General features: G+C 66.6%; 24 protein-coding genes. 14 read left to right on the top strand and 10 right to left on the bottom strand.

Annotated features, from left to right (window positions below; translation table 11 throughout):
* The first annotated feature begins 186 nt into the window (after window positions 1–186).
* Complete coding sequence (locus tag AB0I77_RS32870; RefSeq protein ID WP_363286371.1) at window positions 187–561, top strand: type II toxin-antitoxin system RelE/ParE family toxin; 375 nt, start codon at window positions 187–189, stop codon at window positions 559–561.
* Window positions 558–866, top strand: a complete 309-nt coding sequence (locus tag AB0I77_RS32865; RefSeq protein ID WP_363286370.1) for a helix-turn-helix domain-containing protein — start codon at window positions 558–560, stop codon at window positions 864–866. Before AB0I77_RS32870 ends, AB0I77_RS32865 begins: the two co-directional genes overlap by 4 nt.
* A gap of 158 nt (window positions 867–1024) precedes the next feature.
* Here AB0I77_RS32865 and AB0I77_RS32860 read toward each other — a convergent pair whose 3' ends face one another.
* Window positions 1025–1564 carry a Uma2 family endonuclease gene (locus tag AB0I77_RS32860; protein WP_363286415.1) on the bottom strand — a complete coding sequence of 180 codons (540 nt, stop codon included), beginning with the start codon at window positions 1562–1564 and terminating at the stop codon, window positions 1025–1027.
* A 75-nt stretch (window positions 1565–1639) separates the two neighbouring features.
* Window positions 1640–1933 (bottom strand): winged helix-turn-helix domain-containing protein, encoded by a 294-nt coding sequence (locus AB0I77_RS32855; protein ID WP_363286369.1) that lies wholly within the window; start codon window positions 1931–1933, stop codon window positions 1640–1642.
* A gap of 158 nt (window positions 1934–2091) precedes the next feature.
* Here AB0I77_RS32855 and AB0I77_RS32850 point away from each other — a divergent pair, with 158 nt between their 5' ends.
* The 10 genes from AB0I77_RS32850 (at window position 2092) to AB0I77_RS32805 (ending at window position 9540) form a co-directional block, all read left to right on the top strand.
* Complete coding sequence (locus tag AB0I77_RS32850; RefSeq protein ID WP_363286368.1) at window positions 2092–2391, top strand: hypothetical protein; 300 nt, start codon at window positions 2092–2094, stop codon at window positions 2389–2391.
* On the top strand, window positions 2388–2741 hold the full coding sequence (locus AB0I77_RS32845; RefSeq protein WP_363286367.1) for a hypothetical protein: 354 nt from the start codon (window positions 2388–2390) through the stop codon (window positions 2739–2741). The genes AB0I77_RS32850 and AB0I77_RS32845 overlap by 4 nt, the downstream gene beginning before the upstream one ends.
* 218 nt (window positions 2742–2959) lie before the next feature.
* Window positions 2960–3616, top strand: a complete 657-nt coding sequence (locus AB0I77_RS32840) for a hypothetical protein (protein WP_363286366.1) — start codon at window positions 2960–2962, stop codon at window positions 3614–3616.
* Window positions 3604–4635 carry a hypothetical protein gene (locus AB0I77_RS32835; RefSeq protein ID WP_363286365.1) on the top strand — a complete coding sequence of 344 codons (1032 nt, stop codon included), beginning with the start codon at window positions 3604–3606 and terminating at the stop codon, window positions 4633–4635. Before AB0I77_RS32840 ends, AB0I77_RS32835 begins: the two co-directional genes overlap by 13 nt.
* A gap of 63 nt (window positions 4636–4698) precedes the next feature.
* Entirely contained in the window at window positions 4699–4998 is a 300-nt protein-coding gene (locus tag AB0I77_RS32830) for a hypothetical protein (RefSeq protein WP_363286364.1), read from the top strand.
* A gap of 52 nt (window positions 4999–5050) precedes the next feature.
* Window positions 5051–6250 carry an enoyl-CoA hydratase/isomerase family protein gene (locus tag AB0I77_RS32825; protein ID WP_363286363.1) on the top strand — a complete coding sequence of 400 codons (1200 nt, stop codon included), beginning with the start codon at window positions 5051–5053 and terminating at the stop codon, window positions 6248–6250.
* A 50-nt stretch (window positions 6251–6300) separates the two neighbouring features.
* Complete coding sequence (locus AB0I77_RS32820; RefSeq protein ID WP_363286362.1) at window positions 6301–7176, top strand: hypothetical protein; 876 nt, start codon at window positions 6301–6303, stop codon at window positions 7174–7176.
* Window positions 7173–7904, top strand: a complete 732-nt coding sequence (locus AB0I77_RS32815; protein ID WP_363286361.1) for a hypothetical protein — start codon at window positions 7173–7175, stop codon at window positions 7902–7904. The genes AB0I77_RS32820 and AB0I77_RS32815 overlap by 4 nt, the downstream gene beginning before the upstream one ends.
* A complete protein-coding gene (locus tag AB0I77_RS32810) occupies window positions 7901–8575 on the top strand; it encodes a hypothetical protein (RefSeq protein WP_363286360.1) in 675 nt (224 codons plus the stop codon). The genes AB0I77_RS32815 and AB0I77_RS32810 overlap by 4 nt, the downstream gene beginning before the upstream one ends.
* A gap of 314 nt (window positions 8576–8889) precedes the next feature.
* Window positions 8890–9540, top strand: coding sequence for a hypothetical protein (locus AB0I77_RS32805; protein WP_363286359.1), 651 nt, complete (start codon window positions 8890–8892; stop codon window positions 9538–9540).
* 54 nt (window positions 9541–9594) lie between these two features.
* Here AB0I77_RS32805 and AB0I77_RS32800 read toward each other — a convergent pair whose 3' ends face one another.
* From AB0I77_RS32800 to AB0I77_RS32775, 6 genes are all read right to left on the bottom strand, one after another.
* Window positions 9595–10497: a hypothetical protein gene (locus AB0I77_RS32800; protein WP_363286358.1), complete on the bottom strand. Its 903-nt coding sequence runs from the start codon at window positions 10495–10497 to the stop codon at window positions 9595–9597.
* Between the two features lie 217 nt (window positions 10498–10714).
* The gene (locus AB0I77_RS32795) at window positions 10715–11278 is read right to left on the bottom strand and encodes a hypothetical protein (protein ID WP_363286357.1); all 564 of its coding nucleotides are present in this window, start codon (window positions 11276–11278) and stop codon (window positions 10715–10717) included.
* Window positions 11275–11943, bottom strand: coding sequence for a hypothetical protein (locus AB0I77_RS32790; protein WP_363286356.1), 669 nt, complete (start codon window positions 11941–11943; stop codon window positions 11275–11277). The genes AB0I77_RS32795 and AB0I77_RS32790 overlap by 4 nt, the downstream gene beginning before the upstream one ends.
* A complete protein-coding gene (locus AB0I77_RS32785; protein ID WP_363286355.1) occupies window positions 11940–12518 on the bottom strand; it encodes a hypothetical protein in 579 nt (192 codons plus the stop codon). Before AB0I77_RS32785 ends, AB0I77_RS32790 begins: the two co-directional genes overlap by 4 nt.
* Before the next feature lie 51 nt (window positions 12519–12569).
* Window positions 12570–13844, bottom strand: a complete 1275-nt coding sequence (locus tag AB0I77_RS32780) for a putative T7SS-secreted protein (protein WP_363286354.1) — start codon at window positions 13842–13844, stop codon at window positions 12570–12572.
* A complete protein-coding gene (locus AB0I77_RS32775; RefSeq protein ID WP_363286353.1) occupies window positions 13841–14146 on the bottom strand; it encodes a hypothetical protein in 306 nt (101 codons plus the stop codon). The genes AB0I77_RS32780 and AB0I77_RS32775 overlap by 4 nt, the downstream gene beginning before the upstream one ends.
* A gap of 239 nt (window positions 14147–14385) precedes the next feature.
* On the opposite strand from AB0I77_RS32775, the gene AB0I77_RS32770 reads away from it, so the two are divergent.
* Window positions 14386–14919 (top strand): hypothetical protein, encoded by a 534-nt coding sequence (locus AB0I77_RS32770; RefSeq protein WP_363286352.1) that lies wholly within the window; start codon window positions 14386–14388, stop codon window positions 14917–14919.
* A gap of 77 nt (window positions 14920–14996) precedes the next feature.
* Here AB0I77_RS32770 and AB0I77_RS32765 read toward each other — a convergent pair whose 3' ends face one another.
* The gene (locus AB0I77_RS32765; RefSeq protein WP_363286351.1) at window positions 14997–15299 is read right to left on the bottom strand and encodes a WXG100 family type VII secretion target; all 303 of its coding nucleotides are present in this window, start codon (window positions 15297–15299) and stop codon (window positions 14997–14999) included.
* Between the two features lie 257 nt (window positions 15300–15556).
* Here AB0I77_RS32765 and AB0I77_RS32760 point away from each other — a divergent pair, with 257 nt between their 5' ends.
* Complete coding sequence (locus tag AB0I77_RS32760) at window positions 15557–20311, top strand: FtsK/SpoIIIE domain-containing protein (RefSeq protein WP_363286350.1); 4755 nt, start codon at window positions 15557–15559, stop codon at window positions 20309–20311.
* A 51-nt stretch (window positions 20312–20362) separates the two neighbouring features.
* Here AB0I77_RS32760 and AB0I77_RS32755 read toward each other — a convergent pair.
* The coding region (locus AB0I77_RS32755) for a PQQ-binding-like beta-propeller repeat protein (RefSeq protein ID WP_363286349.1) at window positions 20363–21810 on the bottom strand (1448 nt) is incomplete at its 5' end.

Below are 21810 nucleotides of genomic sequence, written 5' to 3'. Positions count from 1 at the left end.
TGTCCGGTTGAGCTCTGAGGAACCGACCTCACGATCGCAAACCCGCTCCGGGGACTGGGTGACTGGCAGAGGGTGGGACTTCGCCGCTTGGCACGCCATTACGGGTGAATTTCTCAGAAAACCACACGGAAGCGGACGACCAGCCGTTTGGGTAGGCGCCGTAAGCCTCACACGAACGGATCCGCTGTGGCCGAACCACCCGACCTGTACACGATCGAAATCGAGCCTGAGGTACGCGCCTGGCTGGAAAAGCTGGCGCGAGCCGACTACAGAGCAGTCGAGCGCTCCGCCGACCGGCTCGCCACCGACGGCCCCGCACTACCCTTTCCGTTGGCAAGCCATCTCGGCGACGGGGTGAGGGAACTGCGTATCGGAGCCTTCCGTGTCACTTATTGGCTGGCCCCGGGACGACGTGCGGTTCTGCTCACCGTGTTCCGCAAGACCAGGATGCGGGAGGCAGACGAAGTCCTGCGAGCCCAGCGGGCCAAGAAGCTGTGCGAGGCCGAGCACCCTCCAGCCGGTGAGTACGACGTTTACAGTAGGAACGAGGAGGTCCAATGAGCAGCGGCTACCACACGAGTTGGAAGATCCCACCCGAGCACCGTGAGGATCCCGCGTACCACGCCGCCGGGCGCCGCATGGACTTCGCCCAGGCGGTCTACGACCGACGTTCCGCCCTCGGCTGGAGCACCGCCGAGCTGGCGCGCCGCGCCAAGCTGTCCGAAGAGGACATCGAGGCCATCGAGGAAAGCGGAGTCGACCCCACGCTTGAGCTGATCGAGCAGTTGGCAACTGCTCTGGAAGCCGGCGCCCACATCGACCCGCGCACCAGCCCGGAGTTCCGCTTCGAGGACCACGCTGCCTGAGCCGGCCACCGCTCCACCGCCCGGCATTCACATAGGAGCGACACCGGGCTACCTCGGAGTCGAACAGTGAGGGCACGGGTGCGCGATCGACTCTTCCTTGAGCTGCGCGGGAGCCAGGTTCTGGCCAGTGGCCTCATCCGCCCTCAGCCCGCGGTCGGTCACCCTTCACTTGCCTCACGGGTGGGAAAGGTACTGGTGTCGATCTTCACGCGCTCCCCGGTGGCCAGAGTGAACCCGACCGCGTGGCCGTAAGGGATCTCGACGACCCTGCCGTAGCCGGAAGCATGCAGCTCGGACATCAGCGTGACCGTCTTCTTCAACGGGTCGGCGATCATGTAGAAGTCGATCCCGTAACGCCCGTACTTCCGAACGTTCCGGACGTAGTCCTTCTCGTCCTCCGGCTCGGACGGGACCTCGACCACAGCCAGTACGTCGATGCAGGAATAGCTGTTCTTCCGGCGCTCGGCGTCGAAGCCGACGATCGTCAGGTCCGGCGCCGCGTCATTCTCGCCCGGGAACGTGATGACCACGTCACCGTAGACAGGCTCGCGGGCGATCCCCGCGGCCCTCACCGCGTCCTTGGCGTCGGAGACAGTCCAGTCCTGTTCAGGACTCGACGGCGTCATGATCACCCTGCCGTCGAAGACCTCGACCTTGTAACCCTCAGGGACAGCGCCCCGCTCGATCAGGTCACCCATGACGGACACGGAAGCTCACCTCCTACGGGCATTATGGCTCGCCGGAGATAAGCGGGAGAGGCCTTCCCGCGTGGGCTACTCCTCGCCATCGCCTTCCGAGGACTCGTCGCCCTCAGCGGGGTAGGCCACGAAGGTCCCCTTCGCCGGCAGCGTGAGCACGAGCCCGCGTTCGCGGAGTTCGCGGACGGCTCGGCGGGCGGTCAGGTGTGCGACACCGTACTCCGCAGCAAGGTCCCGCTCCCCAAGCAACCGGGCACCCGGCCGCAGTTCGCCCGACTTGATACGCGCAGCGATGTGGTTCGCCACCTGCATATATACGTAAGCGATCTCGTTCGGGTCGATTGGCGACCCCTTCGACTGCTCTGCCATATCGAACAACGTACGACAGCCATGACCTGCATGGATTGATGGAGCACAGCAGACCGCTATACGTCACCCATAACTACCCTGTACCGTGCTCCGAAGAGACCCCGGCGACGGAGGGAAGCCGTCCCGGGGCGCGGCCAACGCTACGAAGGAGCGTCGACATGCTGGACCTTACAGTCAGCATCCTCGCCTGGATGCTGTCCCTCTGCACCCCGCCCCCGAGGGGCCGCCACCGCCTCGGCGCCCTACCGCCCCTGCGGATCACCCCCGTCCCGCCCCCACTCCCTTTCACGGAACTCCTGGACGGCAACACATCCCGCCTCGTACGCCCCTACGTCCTGGACCCCGCCGAATACCGCCGCCAACGAGACCGCCGCCGTGCCGCTTACCTGGCAACCCTCGGCATCGACGTAGGCCCGAAGCACATCCACGGCGTACGAGTACCGACGGCCGCCCGATGACCCGCCCCGCCCTGCGGATGTGCGCCCGCTGCCAGCGCACCACGGAGGAACCGGTACTGATCCACGAGGTCCACGCCGCGTCGGGCCCCGGCTTCAACGTCTACGCGTGCGCGGAGTGCGCCATCCATTACCCGCCCTCGCCCGACGCACTCGAACTCCTGGAGACCACGGAAGAATCCACCTACCGCCGCTCCCGCCTCACCCTCCACGTCTACAAGATCAACGCCGAGGGAGCCGTGACCGAGGACAGGGGCGAGGTCGAGATCCTGGTCGGCGGGCGCGCTGAGCCAGTGCCGTGGACGTCGGCGTATCCACCGTGCGCGTGCACAAGGTGCAGCGCAACGCGATAGCGAAACGGAATCCCTCCGCAACGACGGCCCCGGATGCGGCACGCCTGCGTCCGGGGCCGTCACCCGCCTCGGGCACGATCCGGACACAACCTCCATCACAGGGACCCATACGCCCAGAATTGCCCCCGTGTAGAGGGAAGTTCGCTCTGGCGAAACACAGAACCCCACCGATACCGTCAGTAGCCTCGACTACACATCTGTCTCACGGGGAGTCCACTGTGAAGCGCCGCTCTTTGCCCGTTGCTGCCGCGCTCGCCGCAACCGCAGCCCTGCTCTTGACGGCTTGCGGGAGCGGGGATGACAGCTCAGGGGACAACGACAAGATCGCGGGAGCCGACACAGGCAGCCCAGCGACCTCGGCTTCACCAAGCGCCAGCGCTTCAGACAGCGCTGGTCGTCCGGACATCAGACTGCCAGAGGACGTAGAGAACGTCTTTGAGGGCTGGAAGACCGGCGACGCAACAAAGGACGCCGCTCTGTCCGATGCCGAGCAGGCCCTCAACTCCGTTGATGACGCGATCGCTCGGGGCGACACCGACTCCAAGGCACTCGCCTTCTACTACCAAGGGGACGCTCTCGTCAGTGAAGTCAAGTGGGTCCAAGCATGGCTTGATGAAAACATCGCCTGGACTGGAACCACTCGCTACTTCAACCCACAGGTAACGCTGCGCGACAAGAAAACAGCTGTCGTCATCTACTGTGCCAACGACAGCAAGGCGTACAACAAGGACCGAAAGACCGGGAAGGTGGACAAGACTCCGACGGCCGACAGTCCTTACGTGCTGTACAACACTCGAATGGAAAAGAACGCCGATGGTGTTTGGCAGACCACTGGCCTCATTACCAAGAGGGGGAACGCGCAGTGCGGCGGCTGACCACACGGTCCCGGGTCGGAGTAATCACTCTCGTTGCCCTGGTCTCGGCCGGCGCCCCCGGCATTGCCCGGGCCACAGGGGGCCCTGCCCCCTCTGTCACTGAAGTCGATTCCAGCGCTGACAAGCAGGATCAGTCGATCTCCTCTCAGGTCAGGTTCGACCTGTCGAAGAACGGGAACGGGAAAACAACTGGATCGGTGACTGCCGTAGGAAATTGGACGCCCCCAGCATGCTGGTACGAGCCGAGGTACACGCCCGAGGGGAAGGAACAGCAGTACAAGGAGCTGGTCAACACCCCTCTCTACACGGGTAAGTCTTTGGCTCAGCCAGCCTTCGAGAATCGATACATCAAAGGACACCCCTACACCGACTTCAACAAGAAGAAGAGCGGTAAGGGAATGTTCTGGACTTCGGAACGTGACGACAGCCGCCTCGCGGACGACGCTATTTGGGCCTGCGATAAGCCCGACTTCTGGGTCGACAACGGTGACACCCCAGATGTCGAGAACAGCATCGATCCGGAGACCCTGGCCGAACTCGCCTACGGAAAAATCCAGGTGCCCGACACAGAGGTGACTCTCGCCCCGGAGGAGACCACGAAGGTCAACCTCCCCACCTGGGCCTGGCTCGACAAGGCCGCCTTCCACACGGTGTCCGTGACCGCCTCCCTCAACGTCGGCGGCTGGAACGTCTCTGCCACGACCACAGCCAAGCCCGTATCCCTCAAGCTGGAGCCCGGCACTGCCGACGCGACCACCTACCCGGCGAACGGCCAGTGCACCATCAACGCCGACGGCTCCATCGGCGAGCCTTACGCAAAGGGCAAGGCCGACGAGACCCCACCCTGCGGTGTCACCTACCTCCGCTCGTCCGATGGCGGTACATACAAGCTCAAGGCCACCATCACCTGGGAAATCACCTGGGCAGGATCCAACGGCGAGGCAGGCAAGCTCCCCGACGGCACCTTCGGAACGACCCAGGACATCGCCGTCCAGGAAATCCAAGCCATCAACAGGTGACCGACGCAGCCGCACAGTCCGCGTACCCGCCTCTGACCTCGCTCCAACAGACCGGAACAGCACATGAGTGACCTGCGCCTCGACGACACCATATTCGCGCACCTGAGGAAGACCTTCTCCTCCATCAGCGACCGCATGGAGACCACCCGCCGTAGCCTCCGCAGCGCGGACGCCTCAGCCGTCGGCGAGAGCAAGCTCATCGAAGAGGTCCAGGATTTCGCCGACGACTGGGGCTACGGCGTCAAGCAGCTCGGCAAGCACACCCAGGGCGCCGTCAAGATGATCAACAAGATCGGCGAGTCCTTCGACAAACTCGACCTGGACCTGGCCGAATCGCTCAAGACCAAGAAGAAGGAGAAGTGAGGTGGGGCGACCTACCTTCCCGAACATAGGCTGGGACCCCACACCGGGAAACGTGGAGGACACCCGCGAGCTCGCCAAAAATCTCGGCGGACTCGCGGGCGAGCTGGGCACATCGCTCCGGGAGTTGGAGCGAATCGAGTCCGGTGCGTGGAAGGGCAAGACCGCCACGGCCTTCGTCGAATACGTCGGCCAGGACGTCACACCGCTGATCCGCAAGAGCCACGACTCGTTCGACAAGGCCTCGCGTGCACTGCACCGGTGGGCGAACGAGCTCCAGGACTTCCAGGACGAGGCCGACCGGTTGGAGAAAGCCGCCGGCGAGAAACTCGACGCCAAGGCGGACGCCGAGCAGAAGGCCGAGGGCAAAGGCAGCGACGATCTCGCGAAGACCTCCAGCGCGGTGAACAAGGCCATCAACGACGTCCACAACCTTGAGGAGCGGTTCCGCCAGGCGGCGGAGAAGATCAGCAAGGAGCTGGACAAGGCCGGCGACATCGCCCCGGACGAGCCCGGCTTCTGGGACAAGCTGGGGAATGGGATCGCGGATGCCTGGGACGCCACAGGCAAGTGGCTCGAGGAGCATGCCGATGACATCAAGTTGGTCGGCGATCTACTCAGCGACCTGAGCGGCGTTCTCGGCATGCTGGCCATCCTCACTGCACCGTTCGAGCCGATCGGTGCCATATTCGCCGCGGCGGCGGTGGTCAGCAGCGGCCTCGCCCTGGTGACTCACCTTGTGGCCAAGGCCGCCGGTGCCGATGTGAGCTGGATGAACATCGGCTTCGATGCGCTGGGCTCCATTCCAGGGATCACTGCATTCGCCAAGGGTGTCAAGGTTGCGGACGGCGCCGTCGCCGCCGCACGTGCGGCGGAACTGGGCCCAGGCTTCAAGGGGGTGAGCACCATCGGGCGGAACATCGTCGGCTTCGGCGACAATGTCGCGGGAGCCGTGAACTTCACTGTCCGGGGCAAGAACATCGGCCTCTTCGGTCTCAAGGCCGGCGGACACATCTCCACCGAAGGCGGCATCATGAGCCGCATCAGCCTCCTCGCGGAGAAGAACATTCGCAACGGCCAGTTGCTCGGTACCGGCGGCATCCCCGGCCTGAAGAACATCGACTCCATGAGCAAACTCGGACGGGGAATCGATGCGGGCATCAAGATCTTGCCCAAAGCGTTTTCGATCCCGTCGCACGTCGGAGAGATGATGAATCCGGGGGATCGTTTCCAGGACTCCGCGACAGCACACTGAGAGGACACGAGGCTGTGGACTGGTATCCGCCTCCGGGCGAGAGCCTGCTCATGCGGGCCAACGTCGCCTTCGCCACCGGATTGGCGCCGCCCGTGGCCGGCCTCCGCTCATTCCGCGACACCGAACGGCGCGACATTGAAGCCGAGCTGAACGGATGGCCTCCCGGTCCCGGTTTCACTCCGCGCGGCAAGGCTGACCGAGTAGGCGTACGGGCCCTGGACATCGCGTTGCTCGGCATCCCCCGCCTGATCAACATGATCGGGAACGTCGCCGCCCCCAGCGGCCGGCTCGTCGATGAGCCAGGCAGCCCCGGGAAACCTCAGGAACCCGAGAACGAGGTCGATGACTTTCCGGTTGTGTGGGCGGCCGAAGGCACCCTTGCCCGAACGCTCCCCTGGCAGTTGGACCCAGCCCGTCGACCGAAGAGGTACCGCACCGAGCTCGTGCTGACCGATCAGCGGCTGCTCATCCTGGGAGTGGACGCGTCAGCCGGGCTGGCCCCCGCCACTGAACTGTGGCAAGCCCCCCGGGGTTCCGTCGCTGGCATCGATCGGTTGGCGTATCCAGCGAGCGGATCCGATGTCAGGGTCCGGTTCACCGACGGATCGTGGACTCGTTGGAAGGTCGGCGACGCCGCCAAGCTGGCAAGCCGGTTTCGCGGGGAGCGGAAACCCGTCATGGAAGACGCCCTCACCGCGCAACAGCGCGAACGCATCACAGAACTCGTGGCGGACCCTCCCCTGACTGTCGCTCGCTCGGTCGGTACAGTCCTGCCGGTCACCGAACCGCCGTCGTTGGAGCGCCTTCCCGACGGCACCGTGGCGGTCGAGTTGCGGGTTCCGCTCTCCGACGGCACCACCCAGACCCTCACCCGCTACCTGTCCCCGTCCGGTACGGACGTGATGCCGAAGGAAGACACGCAGTGACGGAAGCGGTCCAACTGGACGCCACACGGGACGCACAGATCATCCCGCCGATGACGTTCGTTGTCCCGGAGGGCATCCATGCCCTGCCGGTCGATGCATCCGCGGAAGAGCGACCCACGGCCGCCACGGAGTTCGTACGCGACCTCTACCCTGGCGGCGACGACACGCTCTGGCAGTCGGCGGCGACCTTCTATGAACTCCTCACGGAGGCCATGGCCACGGCGGGACTCGCATTCTCGGCCTTCGGCCTCTTCGCCCTGGACACCGGCGGAGTCGCCCACTGCTCCTTCACCGTAGCCGCCTATGCCTCCGACCACACCGACCCGGACATCGCCGCACAGGGCATCCTGGCGGTGCTGTCCTCCGACCCGATGAACGACGCCCGCTGGCTCGACCTGCCCTGCGGCCCCGCAGTCTCTCGCATCACGCTGCGGGAGCTCACTCTCAGCCCGGACATCACGGCGAATGGTGAGCAGACCAAGCTCCTGACTGGTCAGATCCAGGTCCACATACCGTTCCCAACGGGGCCCTTCACCGCGGCTTTCACCATCGACACGGCAGCGATGGAGTACTGGGGCGAGTTCTGCGACATGACAACAGCCATCCTGCAGACGGTCTCGTTCGACGATCCCGACGTCGAAGCCACCACTGACGAGAACCAGTCAACGGCAACTGACCACGCATGGACTGGTATCCCGAATGCGATGAATCGGCAGCCCACAACGTGATCCAAGCCAAGGGTCGGTGGAGGCCGCCTCCCGGAGAACGGGAAATCGCCCGCGCTCCCGTCTCCTTCGCGACCGGCGCCGCCAGCCGCGTCGTCGACCGGCGGTGGTTCCGTGACACCGAGCGGCGCGATATTCAGGACGAGCTGGACGGTTGGCCGGCCGGGCCGACGTACCGGCGGCGTTCGCGGGTCACCGTCACTGTGCTCGCCACCTTGAAGGTCGTTTTCGTCCTAGCATTCCTTGCTGTCGTCGCCGTGCTCGGCGGCACAGGGGTAGGTCCCAGCGGATCGGACAGTCTCGGCACATCTGAGGACCCGGAGAACGAGGTCGAGGACTTCCCCGTGGTGTGGGCGGCCCCCGGCGCCCTCGCCCGCACACTCCCGTGGGAACTCGACCCGGCCCGCCGCCCTGAGACGGACCGCACCCACCTCGTCCTGACCGATCGCCGCCTGCTCGTCACCGGCTCCATCGACGACCCGCGGGAGCCCTGGGAAGAGGTGCTCTGGGAAACCGAGTTGAGCGCCATAGCTGCCGTGGACCGCAAGGAGTTCAGCATCGGCAAGCGCGACTTCCGGATTGTGTTCACGGATGGCTCCTGGTGCCGACTGACTTCACTCGACGGCAAGCGGCTGATCGAGCATCTGACGGTGCCGGATCTGTCAGGTGCGTAAGGCGCCCTTTCGAGGTAGCTATTCAGCAGGGCGCGGGCTGTTCGCCAGCCGGGGCGGCGTGATCGCCAGGCTGGTGGTGAGGGGCCGGCTCGTACACGGAGGACCGTCTCGCCGAGTTGGCCGCGGTACGCGGCGAGTTGGCGGCTGCGCGGGAACGGAGACTGCCAAGGTGCCGCCTGGTCTTCCACACGCAGCAACCTCATATAGCCCAATTTGCCCCCGTGCGTACAGGGAAGTTCACTTTGGTCAAACAGACAACCTCACCGATACCGTCAGTGCCCTCGACTGCATTTCTGTCTCACGGGGAGTCCATTGTGAAGCACCGCTCCGTGCCTGTTGCTGCCGCGTTGGTCACCATCACCGCCTTGTTGCTGACGGCGTGCGGTGGTGGGGGCGACAGCCTCAAGGCCAACGACAAGATTCTCGGAGCGGATACGGGAGAGACCACGGCCTCAGCCTCGCCGACCCCGAGTGACGCGGTCGACCGCCCGAAGATCGCCCTGCCGGACGACCTAACCGACGAGTTCGAGGACTGGAAGGCCGGTGACGCGGCTAAGGACATCGTCCTTGCGGATGTCAGGCAGCGGATCGACGCAACCAATTACGCCATCACGGCGGACAATGCCGAACTGCCCGTTCTCAGCTTCTACTACAGCGGTGCCGCATTGGCCGACGCGAAGGACTGGGTGCGGTCCATCGTGAAGGACGGCTACTCCATCACTGGCACGAACCGCTACTACAACACCAAGGTCGAAGTCTTCAACTCATCGTCGGCGGGCGTCGTGTACTGCGAGGACCAGGGCAAGGCCTACGCGAAGGACCGCGAGACGAACAAGGTCTACAAGACCCCAGTGACCAGCAAGTCGTACGTGCTCTACACGACGCGAGTGGAGAAGAACAAGCAGGGCGTATGGCAGACGACAAAGCTCGCTTCGCAGAGGGGCCGCAAGTCGTGCACGCCGTGATGCAGCAGCCGGTTCATCGCGTCGGTCTTTTCGCAAGCATGTCCGCACGCCGGCTCAGTCGTACGGAACTTCCTCGATCACCGTCTCCTTGAAACGCCACGAACCCCGGTTGCCGAACGCCTCGGCACGCAGGCCCAACTCCCAGGCGATCCGAGCGGCTCGGTGCTGGGACACGTCGGGGTACCCCTCGGGGTGGACCTTGATATAGCCGCGACGGTCGGCCGGGTACATGCGTAGGGCCTCTCGCAGCTTCTCCTCCTGCTCTTCTTGCGTGGTGGCGTTGCGAGTGACGGCCTTGTACAGCTTCCGCATCCCGGCCGACGGTTCACGGTCTGCCCGCCACCTGGCAGCGTCCGATCCACGCCATGCCATCCAGCCCACGGCACCGAGTGCGGCGAGAGCGAACGCCCCTGAACCGAGCGTCTCGCCTGTCGCGTCCGCCTCGCCCGGCGTCTGCGGACGGAGTTCGCCCTCGGGGTCCGCGATCACCGTCACCGCCCGGCCGACGTTGTAGCGGTCGGTCGGCGTTTTCATGGCGGGTCCTGGGACCTTGAAGCCGTCCTGCGCCTGCCGTTCGTAGTTGTAGTCACGGGCCTTGCGTCCCTGGGCCGGGTCTCGCCACTCCTTCACGACCGTGGCTGTAACTTTCTCACCCCGTTGCTGCAGCGTGAGGTCGTCGCGAGCCATGTCGGCGACGTACACGGACATCAGGGAGGGCCCCACGATGAACAGCGCCGCGTACGTGCTGGACTCCTTGGCTCCCAGCTTTCGGATCAGCAGGATGAGTAGTACTCCGTGCACGATCCACAGGGGTATCAGGAGGCCGGGTCCGAAGTCGTCAGCTAGGAGGAACAGCCCGGCGATCGCGACGAGCACGTAGCAGCCGATGCCGATCGACAGCGGGAGAGAGTACCGCGTGCGCCTCTTCCGCGCCTCGTCCTCCGCAACGCCGCTCACTGCTTCCTCCGCTGCTCTGTCATCCGTTCTGCTGGCCTCCGAGACGTTCTCCCATACGGTTCATGGGTTGCCGGATCGGCGGCCCACCTGCGGCGATGGCAGACGGCGCTGCCCGCCTCCTCGTCCATGCACGCCTCCCTCAACCTGGCAGCAGAGAGAAATAGGCTGGAACTCAAATCGGCAGGCGTGATCAACCACAAATAGGGCCTGCTGCCCGTCAAATGATCCACCGCAAGGACTCCGCAATCGACGTGCAGAGCCGATGCATGGGTCCCGACATGCCACTGATCGGCACCGCGAACGCAAGCACCAAATAGCCGACGGCTCCAGGCATGTGGACGTAGAGGTCCATGGTGGTCGGAGTGAGGATCCGTACTGCTTCGCCAGCGGGGAGGCTGACAGTCGACAATTCTGCGGCGTGGCCGTTCCGCTGCTCCTTGTCCTCGAACGACGACAAGAGATCCTGCGGTGCCAAGGCCCCGCTCCGGGGGAACAGCGAGACGATGAGCGAAGCTGGCATGATGCTGCCGTCCTCCAGCTCCGGCCTCAGGAAGAACTCAAGTGCGCCGCCCCTGACCCCGGCCTCGGCGGTGTTGCGCAGGCTGGCCCAGGCCTCCTGTTTCGCTTCGGCCGGGACACTCTTTCCTTCCGCCTGGTGGTCCACGAACGTTTTTAGCTGGGCACGCCACCGGTCCTGGGTGAGATCGATGCGGAACCAGTCCCTCGGGACCAGCAGCCGGTAGTCCTTTGGCGGTGCCTTCGCGTCGGGTCCCGTGGTCATCCCGGCATCACAATCGGCTTACCCGCGTCATTGAACAGGCGGACACTCTTTACGACGCCGGCGAACATGGACGAGAAGACGTCCCAACCCTCGGGCGTCGGGGTACCCATCTCCATCACCAGAACAGTCCCGTTTTTCAGCGGTATCTGGACCTGGATGAAGGATGTCAGCACCGGTTCATCGCTCCCGGAGGCCGTAAGGCTTCCGTCCAGACTGCCCTTCCTGGTCCCGATGCAGGAGACGGCGGGGCCACAAGGCAGCTGGATCTCGCTGATCTGCCCGATGCCGAGGTGCCGCATCGTCGAGCTCAGGAATCCCACGGGGTTGGCTCCGGCCCGCTCATCGAGGTCAATCATGCTGACAGTCACCGTCGCCGTGCAGCGCGCCCCGTCCACCTCGGTCAGGACGAAGCCCGAGTACTGGATCCCGGCCTCGATGAAGGAGTCGTAGTGGGCAGCGACCATGACGGCCCACTCAAGTTGCACCTCGAAGGTCGCTTCCGGCATCACAGCGCGGGCCAGCTCGATCAATTGCTCGGCAGTCTCGTCCAAGTCTTCCGCGTCCATGGGAATCTCGAAGAACCCCTCGGGCATGATCCAGCGGACGTCGATGCCCTGGCCTCCGACCGAGCCGCGGAGGTTCTCTTCAGCTGCTACCGCGCTCACGACTGGCTTTCTCCATCGGTGTTATCTGCCACGTCCGCATCAGGGTGGAAATTGGCCGCGAAGGGATACGGCCCGTAGTGCGGATAGTGGGCTGGGATGTCCGCCCCTTCCCTGCGCGCCAGATGTGCCAGCTCACGGTACTTCCGAGCACGGGCCCGGAGGTTCTGGCGAACCGGGTCCCCCCAGTGCGCCATAGCAGTACGGACGTACACAGCGAGCAGGGCCAGTACAACGATGCCGGCCGCCACGGCATAAGCGATGCGGGCCGTGCTCGACTCCCAGAACTGGACCACGCCTCCCCAGTACACGGCCGCGCCGAAGCCGATGATCGCCAGAGGGACTCCAATCTTGAGCCCAGCGTTGAACATCGCTTCCTCGTCGCGATGTCGGAGCCGGAGCATGCGCAGAACTACCTGGTCGTCCAAGAAGTCGAAGCGGAGTTCCTTTCCCGCCTGCTCAGCCTGCGTCTTCGCGGCGGGAATGGCAGCGATCACTTCCCCGGGCACCAGCCGTGCAGGCTCACCACCCCTGCGTCCGACGAATTCCCATTCTCCGAGGTCGGTCGAATCGCTCATGCGGATCGACCTCCTTTCATGCGTTTTCCACCCTTTTTCACGACAGTGCGCCTACGCGGCCAAGGCGGCGTGGAACGGCTGCGGGGAAGGGCCGGGAGAGGGGCTCGGGGTGGGCTGAGGACTTGGCTGGGCCGGTTCCTGGTATCCGGTACTCCCACCGTTCTCTCCACTGAACATCCGGTGAAGCGCGCTCGCGAGTCCGGTGCCTTTGATGGCCGCGGTGATTTCCTTCCCGCCAAGGGGCACGAACTTCTCCGGGAGGTTGCCGATGTTGAGCTTCTGCCCGAGTTTGAGTCCTCCCGCCAGCACTTTGTTGGTCAGGCCCACGCTGATCCCGTTGAGGAAGTTGTGCCCGATTCCATCGATCGCAGCGACTCCCCTGAACGAGCCCCAGGTGCCAACCTTGCCGAACGCCTTCAGCTTCGCAAGGCCTTTGAGCCCGACGAGCCCCCTGAACCCCTTGAGTGCCCCGAGACCGGGAAGGATGCCGAGCGCGTCAGTTCCCAGCTTCAGCCAGTTGACCTTCCCGCCCCGCACGCTCATGTCGTACGCGTGACCGGCCAGTGCCGCCGCGCTGGAGAGAACAGCGAGCGTGGCGAATATGGGTACGAGGAACTGCAACGGCGGGACGAACGCGCAAATAACGGCAAGAACAGACAAGATTGCGGAGATGTTGGAGAACGCGTCCGCCCAGTCGGCCAGCCAGTTCATGAATCCGCCCGGATCGCGCACCGCATCGTGGTGCACCACGTTCTTGATCTGCCTGGCGGCACGGTCTCCAGCATCTTCGAAGATTTCCCTGGCGTCCTTGACGTCCTTGCGTGCCTGCCCGATCCGGAGCAGCGCGTCGTCGCGCTTCTTCTTCCACCGCTCGTACTCGGGCTTGTCCGCCTCGGGAATCTCGCTCACGAGGTACTTGTCCGTGAACTTCTTTACTTCCCGATCGGCGAGATCGTGATCGGCCTCGGCCTCACGGTAGTCCGTCAGGGCCTTGTCGGCCTTCTTCTGAGCGCGGTGCAACTCACCGGCAAATTCTTTCGACTCCCCGTCGGCAACTTTGGTGCCGAGCGCGTTGGCCGCTTCGTCGTACCTGTCGAATGCTTTCTTGAGTCGGTCGCCAGCCCCGTCGGCCAGCTCGTTGAAGGCTCGCCCGGCATCGCTGTCCCAGCCTTCCACAGACGACAACGCCTTGATGACCCGCGCCTGCTCGTCGATCATCTCGGCCATTTTGCGCAACTTGCGGCCGAGTGCCGCTACTTCATCGGGGTTTCCCGGCGTAGGGTCCTCGTCCCACAGGGGCGGCCAGTCGTTGGATCGCCTGCTCACTTCTTGCCCTTCCCCATAGCACCGGCAATGGCCTTCGCCAACTCATGGTCGACCTCTTCGTACTTCTGGGCTGCGGCCCCGGTGTACTCGGCCAGCTTCTTGAGTTCCTTCGTCAGCTTCTTCCGCGTCTTCTTCCACGTACTGCCGAAGTCGTCAAACGCGTCTTTCAGACCGTCGTGTCCGAGATCGTCCTCGTAACCGTCCGCAGGATTTCCATGATCTTCGAACTCGTGCTGGATCTTGCCCAGGGTTCTCGAACAACCCTTGATCATGTCGAGGTCGTACGCGATTCTGTCAGCCATTGAAGAATTCCCCCCATCGTGAACATGAGACACTGCGGCGAGGCTTCGCCCCGCAAGTGAAGCGAGGAAGGTGAGACGGGTTGTCCAGGAGCACCGACCGCACCATACGCAACCGCCTCGGCGTTACCCCAGACGCCGGCGCCTGGTGCACGATCAGCAAGATCCCCGAGCCTCCCAGGGACGTGCACCAAGCTGCTGGATCAGGACCGTTGCGGCCCGCATTCCTGAGACCGCTCGGCATGCTCGGCGCCGTGCTGGTAGCGCCCCTGATGCCAATCGCCATGTTGTTCAGCCTCCTTGCATCGGGCGAGGAAGTCCTGAAACGGCTTCTGTCAACCAAGGAAGAGCGCGAGCGTGCCCGCGCCGCAGACCTCGACATCAAGCGCCGCGACGAAGCCATCATCGAGCTCGGCCTCGACAAGACCTTCGACGGCGACTGGCACGGGGCGGCCGCCCAATTCCTGCTGCGCTGGTACAGCCACTCGTCCCACCACCAACGGTTCGTCGTGCTCGCCCAGGGCCGCATCCTGCTGGCCGCCCCGCCCAAGCGGGTGAGCATCCGCAGGGAGGACCGCATGCTGGTTGTCGCCGAGATCCCCGCCGGAGAGGCCGTTCTTGAGGACCCGCTCCCCGCGCATGAGAGCAACAAGCTGCGCATCCGCTTCACGGACGGATCCTGGCTGGTCCTGACGACCGAGGAGATGCGCAGCGACCTGCACAAATACCTGATGCGCCACCCGCGCGCCGACGAGGACCGCAGCATCGAAGCCTGAGGCACGGGTGCGGCGGGGCATGAGACACACCGTGAATCACACCCCACCGCACCCAACAGCCCAATACCGCAGGCCAATCAGCCCTTACTGCTCCGAGCCAACTGCTCATCCAAGTCCTCGTAAGCCTGCTTGGCCTTCTTAAGGAACTCGGACAGCCCGTGCAGCCCCTGGATCGTCTTCGACGCGCCCTTGGTGAAGTCGCGTACGGAGTCCTCGTAGGCGCCGGAGGCCTTGGCCGTGGTGAAGCCCTGCTCTACGAGCGCCTTGACTCGCTTCTCGACGCCATTGATCTGGTCTTCGAGTGTGTGCATGTCCGTGATGAGGTCGCCAGCGACCTTCTCCATCTCGGCATAAGTAAGATCCGCGTCTTTACTGGCCATGACGGCTCCCTCCCGTTCTGATCGCCGCAGGGCCTTCCCCCGTGGCTCTGTTGCGCGGTTCCCGGCCGTCCTGCGGTCGTTCGGGCATCCGCACGAGCAAAGATCCTACGGGTGTGGCTGTTGGGATCACAGCCCCGTTGTGTGACGGAACCGTGAGCCAGTGCACATCCCAGTGCCCCAGGGCAAGGTGGGGCGGCTAATGTCACTCCCATTGAGGACCCTTGAGACCCCTTGAGGCCCCTGCGAGGAGGACGATCGTGCGCCTGAGTCTGACCGTCGTCGATCCCATCGGCGGTGTCAGCGCCGATGTGGTGCTCGATGCCGATCCGGAGTCGTCGGTCGGCGACATCACTCGGGAGTTGGCTCGGCACGTCGGTCTGGAGGTCGGTCCGGCTGCCGGTTCGGCGGCCGGTTCGGACGACGGTGCGCAGATCATCCCCATTGGTGCCCATCGGGGTGGCGGTGGCGGCAACTCCCAGGTCTTCGCCCCGGCCTTCGCCCAGCCCTCCGTCCAGGCCTACGTCGACGGTTACGGCCTCGACCCCGACGCCAATGTCGTCGGATCGCCGCTTCGCGACGGCGTCGTCGTCAGCCTGCACGATCCGGCCGGCTGTCTCCTCGGGGAGCCCACCGGCGTCGTGGAGTTCCGGGTGGCCGGCGGTCCGGCCGCCGGTGCCGTGCACCGGCTCGGGGTCGGGCGGTACGACATCGGCAGCGGGCCTGCCGCGCACATCCGCCTCGACGACCCCGAACTGGCCGACCGTGCCGCCACCTTGTCCATCGCCATCGACGGCACCTGCCAACTCGTCCTCCACGGCAGAGACATAACAGGCGCTAAGAGCAGAGACACAAAGAACAGGGACGGCGGCGGCAAGAACAAAAAGAAGGGGGACGACACCAGCACCGAGCCCCGCCCCCGCAACCCCGCCCGCACCACCACCGACCCCGCCCCCGACCCCCACTCCCCCCGCCTCGACGGCGACGAGTTCGACGGCGGTGTCTGGCCCCTCGGGGCCCAACTCGCCCTCGCCAACAGCCTCCTGGAGATCACCGGGTACACCCCGCCCAACGCGGCGCTGAAGTGGTCCGAGGACGGTGCCGGGCTCGACTACAACAGACCCCCGCGGCTGCGGCCCGCCGAGCGCAAGACGCACTTCGCGCTGCCCAATCCGCCCGGCGACTACGAGGCGCGGCCGTTGCCGTGGCTCATGGCGTTGATGCCGCTGGTCGGGGCCGTCGTCTCGGCCATGATCTTCCAGCGCTGGTACTACCTGATCCTGGCCGGGATGAGCCCGCTCATGCTCTTCGGCAACTACTTCATGGACAAGAAGCACGGCCGGAAGTCGCACGCCAAGCTGGCCAAGGAGTACAAGGAGCACAAGGAGCGGATCGAGGAGGAGGCCCAGGAGGCTCTCGCCGTCGAGCGGTCGGACCGGCGGCAGGCGATTCCCGACCCCGCCGCCGTCCTGACCTTCGGCACCGGGCCGCGTACCCGTCTGTGGGAGCGCCGGCGTACCGACGCCGATCACCTGCTGCTGCGCGTCGGCACCGGCCGCGTCCCCTCCGAGGTCCTGCTCAACGACCCGGAGCAGGACGAGCACAAGCGTCAGGTCACCTGGGTCATCGAGGACGCACCGGTCGCCCTGCCGCTGAAGGACCTCGGGGTCGTCGGCATCGCCGGGCCCGGTGACTCGGCGCACGCGCTGGGGCGGTGGGCGGTCGCGCAGACCGCGGTGCTGCACAGCCCCATGGACGTGCAGTTCTACGTCCTCACCGAGAACGAGGCCCACCCGCGGTGGGACTGGGTGCGCTGGCTGCCGCACGCCAAGCCCTCCGGCGGGCAGGACGTCAACGTCCTGATCGGGACCGACTCCGAGACCGTGGGCGCGCGGGTCGGCGAGCTCACCCAGGTGCTGGACGCCCGCCAGAAAGCGATGAAGGAGGGCGGGCGCAAGGACGGTCCGGCCTTCACCGACCCCGACATCATCGTCGTATGGGACGGCTCGCGGCGGCTGCGGTCGATGCCGGGTGTCGTACGGCTGCTGCGGGAGGGTCCGGGCGTCGCCATGTACGCGATCTGCCTGGACGAGGAGGAGCGGTTCCTGCCCGGCGAGTGCCAGGCGGTGGTCGTCGCCGAGCCGCAGCGGAGCGATGAGGACTCCTCCACAGCGGCCACGACACCACGACAGGCCGCCGGCGGCTTCCCCTCCTTCCAGGCCTGGCACCAGACCGACCAGCAGGGGGACGAGACCCCTACGCAGGATCTCGAACTGCGGCTACGGGTCGAACAGAGCGGTACCCGGCGCAAGTTGGACGTACGGCCCGACTTCGTGTCGGCCGCCTGGTGTGCGCGGCTGGCACGGTCGCTGTCCCCCTTGCGGGACATCAGCGGCGAGACCGAGGACTCGGCGCTGCCCTCCGCCAGCCGGCTGCTGGACGTGCTCCAGCTGGAGCCGCCGACGCGGGACGCGATCGCCGCGCGCTGGCGGATGGGCGGGCAGTCGACGATGGCAGTCATCGGCGAGTCGTACGACGGCGCGTTCGGGATCGACCTGCGGCGCGACGGGCCGCACGGTCTCATCGCCGGTACGACCGGTTCCGGTAAGTCGGAGCTGTTGCAGACGATCGTGGCGGCGCTGGCGGTGGCCAACACCCCGGAGAACATGACGTTCGTCCTCGTCGACTACAAGGGCGGCTCCGCGTTCAAGGACTGTGTGAAGCTGCCGCACACCGTCGGCATGGTCACCGACCTCGACGCGCACCTCGTCGAGCGGGCGCTGGAATCGCTGGGCGCGGAGCTGAAGCGGCGCGAGCACATCCTCGCCGCCGCCGACGCCAAGGACATCGAGGACTACCAGGACCTGGTGCGCAGGAATCCCTCGCAGCCGCCGGTGCCCCGGCTCCTCATCGTCATCGACGAGTTCGCCTCGATGGTGCGTGACCTGCCGGACTTCGTCGCGGGTCTGGTCAACATCGCCCAGCGTGGCCGTTCCCTCGGCATTCACCTCCTCCTCGCCACCCAGCGGCCCAGCGGTGTCGTCTCCCCCGAGATCCGCGCCAACACCAACCTGCGGATCGCGCTGCGCGTGACCGACGCCGGTGAGTCGACCGACGTCATCGACGCGCCCGAGGCCGGTCACATCTCCAAGAGCACGCCCGGTCGCGCGTACGTCCGGCTCGGGCACGCCTCCCTCATTCCCTTCCAGTCCGGACGCGTCGGCGGTCGCCGCCCCGGTGCCGCCGACCCCGCCGCGCTCGCGCCCTGGGCCGGGCCGCTCACCTGGCAGGACCTGGGCCGGGGCGCGCTGGCCAAGCCCAAGTCCGAGGCGCGCGAGGACGACGAGATCACCGACCTCAAGGTGCTGGTCGACGCGGTGCGCGAGGCCAACCAGGCGCTGCGCATCCCGGAACAGCACTCCCCGTGGCTGCCCGCCCTGGACGAGACCCTGCTCCTGGACGAGGTCGGGCCGGTGCGCAGCCAGGGCGCGCTGCCCGCCGCCCCGTACGGCGTCGAGGACCTGCCCTCCGACCAGGCCCGCCGTCCGGTCGTCGTGGACTTCGCGACCTTCGGTCACCTGCTCGTCGCCGGCGCCCCGCGCTCCGGCCGTTCGCAGGTGCTGCGCACCATCGCCGGTTCCCTCGCCCGTACGCTCTCCTGCGCCGACGTCCACATCTACGGCATCGACTGCGGCAACGGCGCCCTCAACGCGCTGACCCGGCTGCCGCACTGCGGCGCGGTCGTCGGCCGCAACCAGGTGGAGCGGGTCGTACGGCTCATGGGCCGGCTGTCCGGCGAGATGAGCCGCCGCCAGGACCTGCTCGCCGACAAGGGCTTCGCCGACATCGGGGAGCAGCGGGCCGCGGCCGGCTCCGAGGACGAGCGGCTGCCGCACATCGTGCTGCTGCTCGACCGCTGGGAGGGCTGGGTGCCCACGCTCGGGGAGCACGACCACGGGGACCTGTCCGACAAGATCATGGCGATGATGCGCGAGGGCGCGAGCGTCGGTCTGCACGTCGTGATCACCGGGGACCGGCAGCTCCTGACCGGCCGGATCGCCTCCCTCACCGAGGACAAGTACGGCCTGCGGCTGGCCGACCGCGGCGACTTCTCGATGCTGGACATCAACGCCCGCAAGATCCCCGAGGAGATCCCCCCGGGCCGCGGTTTCCGCAACGAGACGGCCACGGAGACGCAGTTCGCGCTCCTCGCCGAGGACACCACCGGCCAGGGGCAGAACGCGGCGCTGGTCGCGATCGGCGAGACCGCGGCGGCCCGGGACGCGGACGTGCCGCGCTCCCGCCGCCCCTTCCGGGTCGACGTCCTGCCGGGCCGGATCTCCTTCGCCGACGCCTGGGCGCTGCGCGACCCGGCGACGACCTCCTCGCCGCTGTGGGCCCTCGCGGGCGTCGGCGGCGACGAACTCACCGCCTTCGGCCCCGACCTCTCCCAGGGCGTCCCGGCCTTCGTGATCGGCGGCCCCGCCAAGTCCGGCCGCAGCACGGTGCTGTTGAACTTCGCGCGCTCGTATCTCACCCAGGGCGTACGTCTGGTCGTGGCGGCGCCGCGTCAGTCGCCGCTGCGTGAACTGGAGGGCCAGGACGGGGTGTTGAAGGTCTTCACGGGCCGCGACATCGAGGAGGACGAGCTGGAGGCGCTCGTCGGCACGGCCAAGACCGAGGAGCCGATCGTGGTCCTGGTCGACGACGCCGAGGTGCTGGACGACTGCGACGCCGAGGGCGTCTTCAAGCGGATCGTCGAGCGCGGCGCCGAGGAGGGCCTGGGCGTCGTCATCGCCGGGGACGAGGAGGAGATCTGCGACGGCTTCTCCGGCTGGCAGGTCGACGCGAAGAAGGCCCGCCGCGGCATCCTGCTCTCCCCGCAGGACTCCTCCGCGGGCGAGCTGATCGGCATCCGTACGACGCGCAGCATGGTCGGCGGGCCCATCACGCCGGGCAAGGGGATGCTGCATCTGGGCAGCGGGGAGCACATCACGGTGACGACGGCGATGTAGCGGGCCACGCGGACCACGTGATGGGCGGCGGGATCCCGCCGCCCGTTGGTCTCACACCGCGGGCAGCGCGTATATCTCCTGCCCGTGCGTCACCATCAGCCGGTTTCCGCCGAGGGCGAGCTGCCAGGGCTCGCCCAGGCCCTTGCTGTCGGTGTAGGTCCAGCGCGGTTTGCCGGCCTTGGTTCCCAGGGCGACGATGCCGCCGTCCAGGGAGCCGGTGGCGCCGTACAGCGTCGTCCCGACCCTCTTGAACGTCTCCGGGCCCTCGACGTCGAGTTCGTCGCAGAGCCAGATCCGCCGGCCGGTCCCCACGTTCACGGCCCATACGCCGTCGTCGTAGTCGCTGGCGTAGAGCACGCCGTCGATGACGGTGGGGTTGTTGAAGCCGCGGCGGCCGTTGGGGGGCAGGGTCCAGACGGTCCCGCCGGTGTCCGCGTCGACGGCCGTGAGCTTCGCGCCGGGCAGGAAGACCATGCCGTTGGCGACGGTGGGCCGCCAGGTCCAGTCGTCGCCGATCTTCTGGGTCCACAGCTGGTCGCCGTTGACGGTGTTGCGGACGGTGAGGTTGTAGTTCGAGTCGGCGTAGGCCAGGTAGTTGCCGGCGACCGAGCCCTGGACGTCGTAGTCCTTGGTGCCCCAGTCGCGCTTCTGCACCCACACCGACCTGCCGGTGGTGTGGCTGATGGCGGCGACTCCCGTGCGGTACTTGGTGGCGGACTTCGAGTCGCCGTAGTCGGTCAGCGTGACGTAGACGTTCCTCGCGTCGATGGCGATGGTGTCCTCGACGGTGAGGTCCTTGCCGAGGCGGCTGCGCCAGACCTCGTCGCCGGTCTTCGCGTCGTAGGCGACGAGTACGCCGTCGTAGTCGCCGTCGGCCAGGAACACCTTGCCGCCGTTGAACAGGAGCCGGGCCCCGGGGCGGCAGACGCCCGGCTTGGACCACCGCACCTCGCCGGTCTTCACGTCGCGGGCGACGAGCGGGTCGCCGCTGATCAGAAGCAGACCGTCGTGGGTCAGGAGCGGTACGTCGGTGGTGGTGCTGTCCTCCGCGACCGACTTGTGCCAGAGGGGCTGGGGGGCGACGCCGGGGGGCGGGGTCGTGAAGTTGTCGCTCTCGACGGGTGCAGCGCCGCCTCCTGGTTCGTCGGACGACCCCGAGGTGCCGTCCGACGCCCCGAGCCACCAGGCGACCCCACCCCCGGCCACCGCCAGGGCCGCGGCACCGCCGAGCGCGAGGCGGAGGGCCTGGCGGCGGGAGGGGCTGGGGATGGGGGTGGTGCCGCTCTGTGCGCCGAGGTGGACCGCGCCGGGGAGGGGGGTGGAGGGGGTGCTTGGGACGGGGGGCTGGGTTCCGCCGGGCGGGTAGCCGTATCCCGGCGCGGGTGTGGCGTACCCGGAGCCAGGTGCCGGCGTGCCGCCCGCCGGAGTCCCGTACCCGGAGCCAGGAGCCGGCGTGCCGCCCGCCGGAGTCCCGTACCCGGAGCCAGGAGCCGACGTAC

This window comes from Streptomyces sp. NPDC050619 (genome assembly GCF_040654815.1).
Classification (GTDB): domain Bacteria; phylum Actinomycetota; class Actinomycetes; order Streptomycetales; family Streptomycetaceae; genus Streptomyces.
Note: the sequence above shows the minus strand (reverse complement) of the source record. Positions and strands in the feature narration are given on the sequence as shown.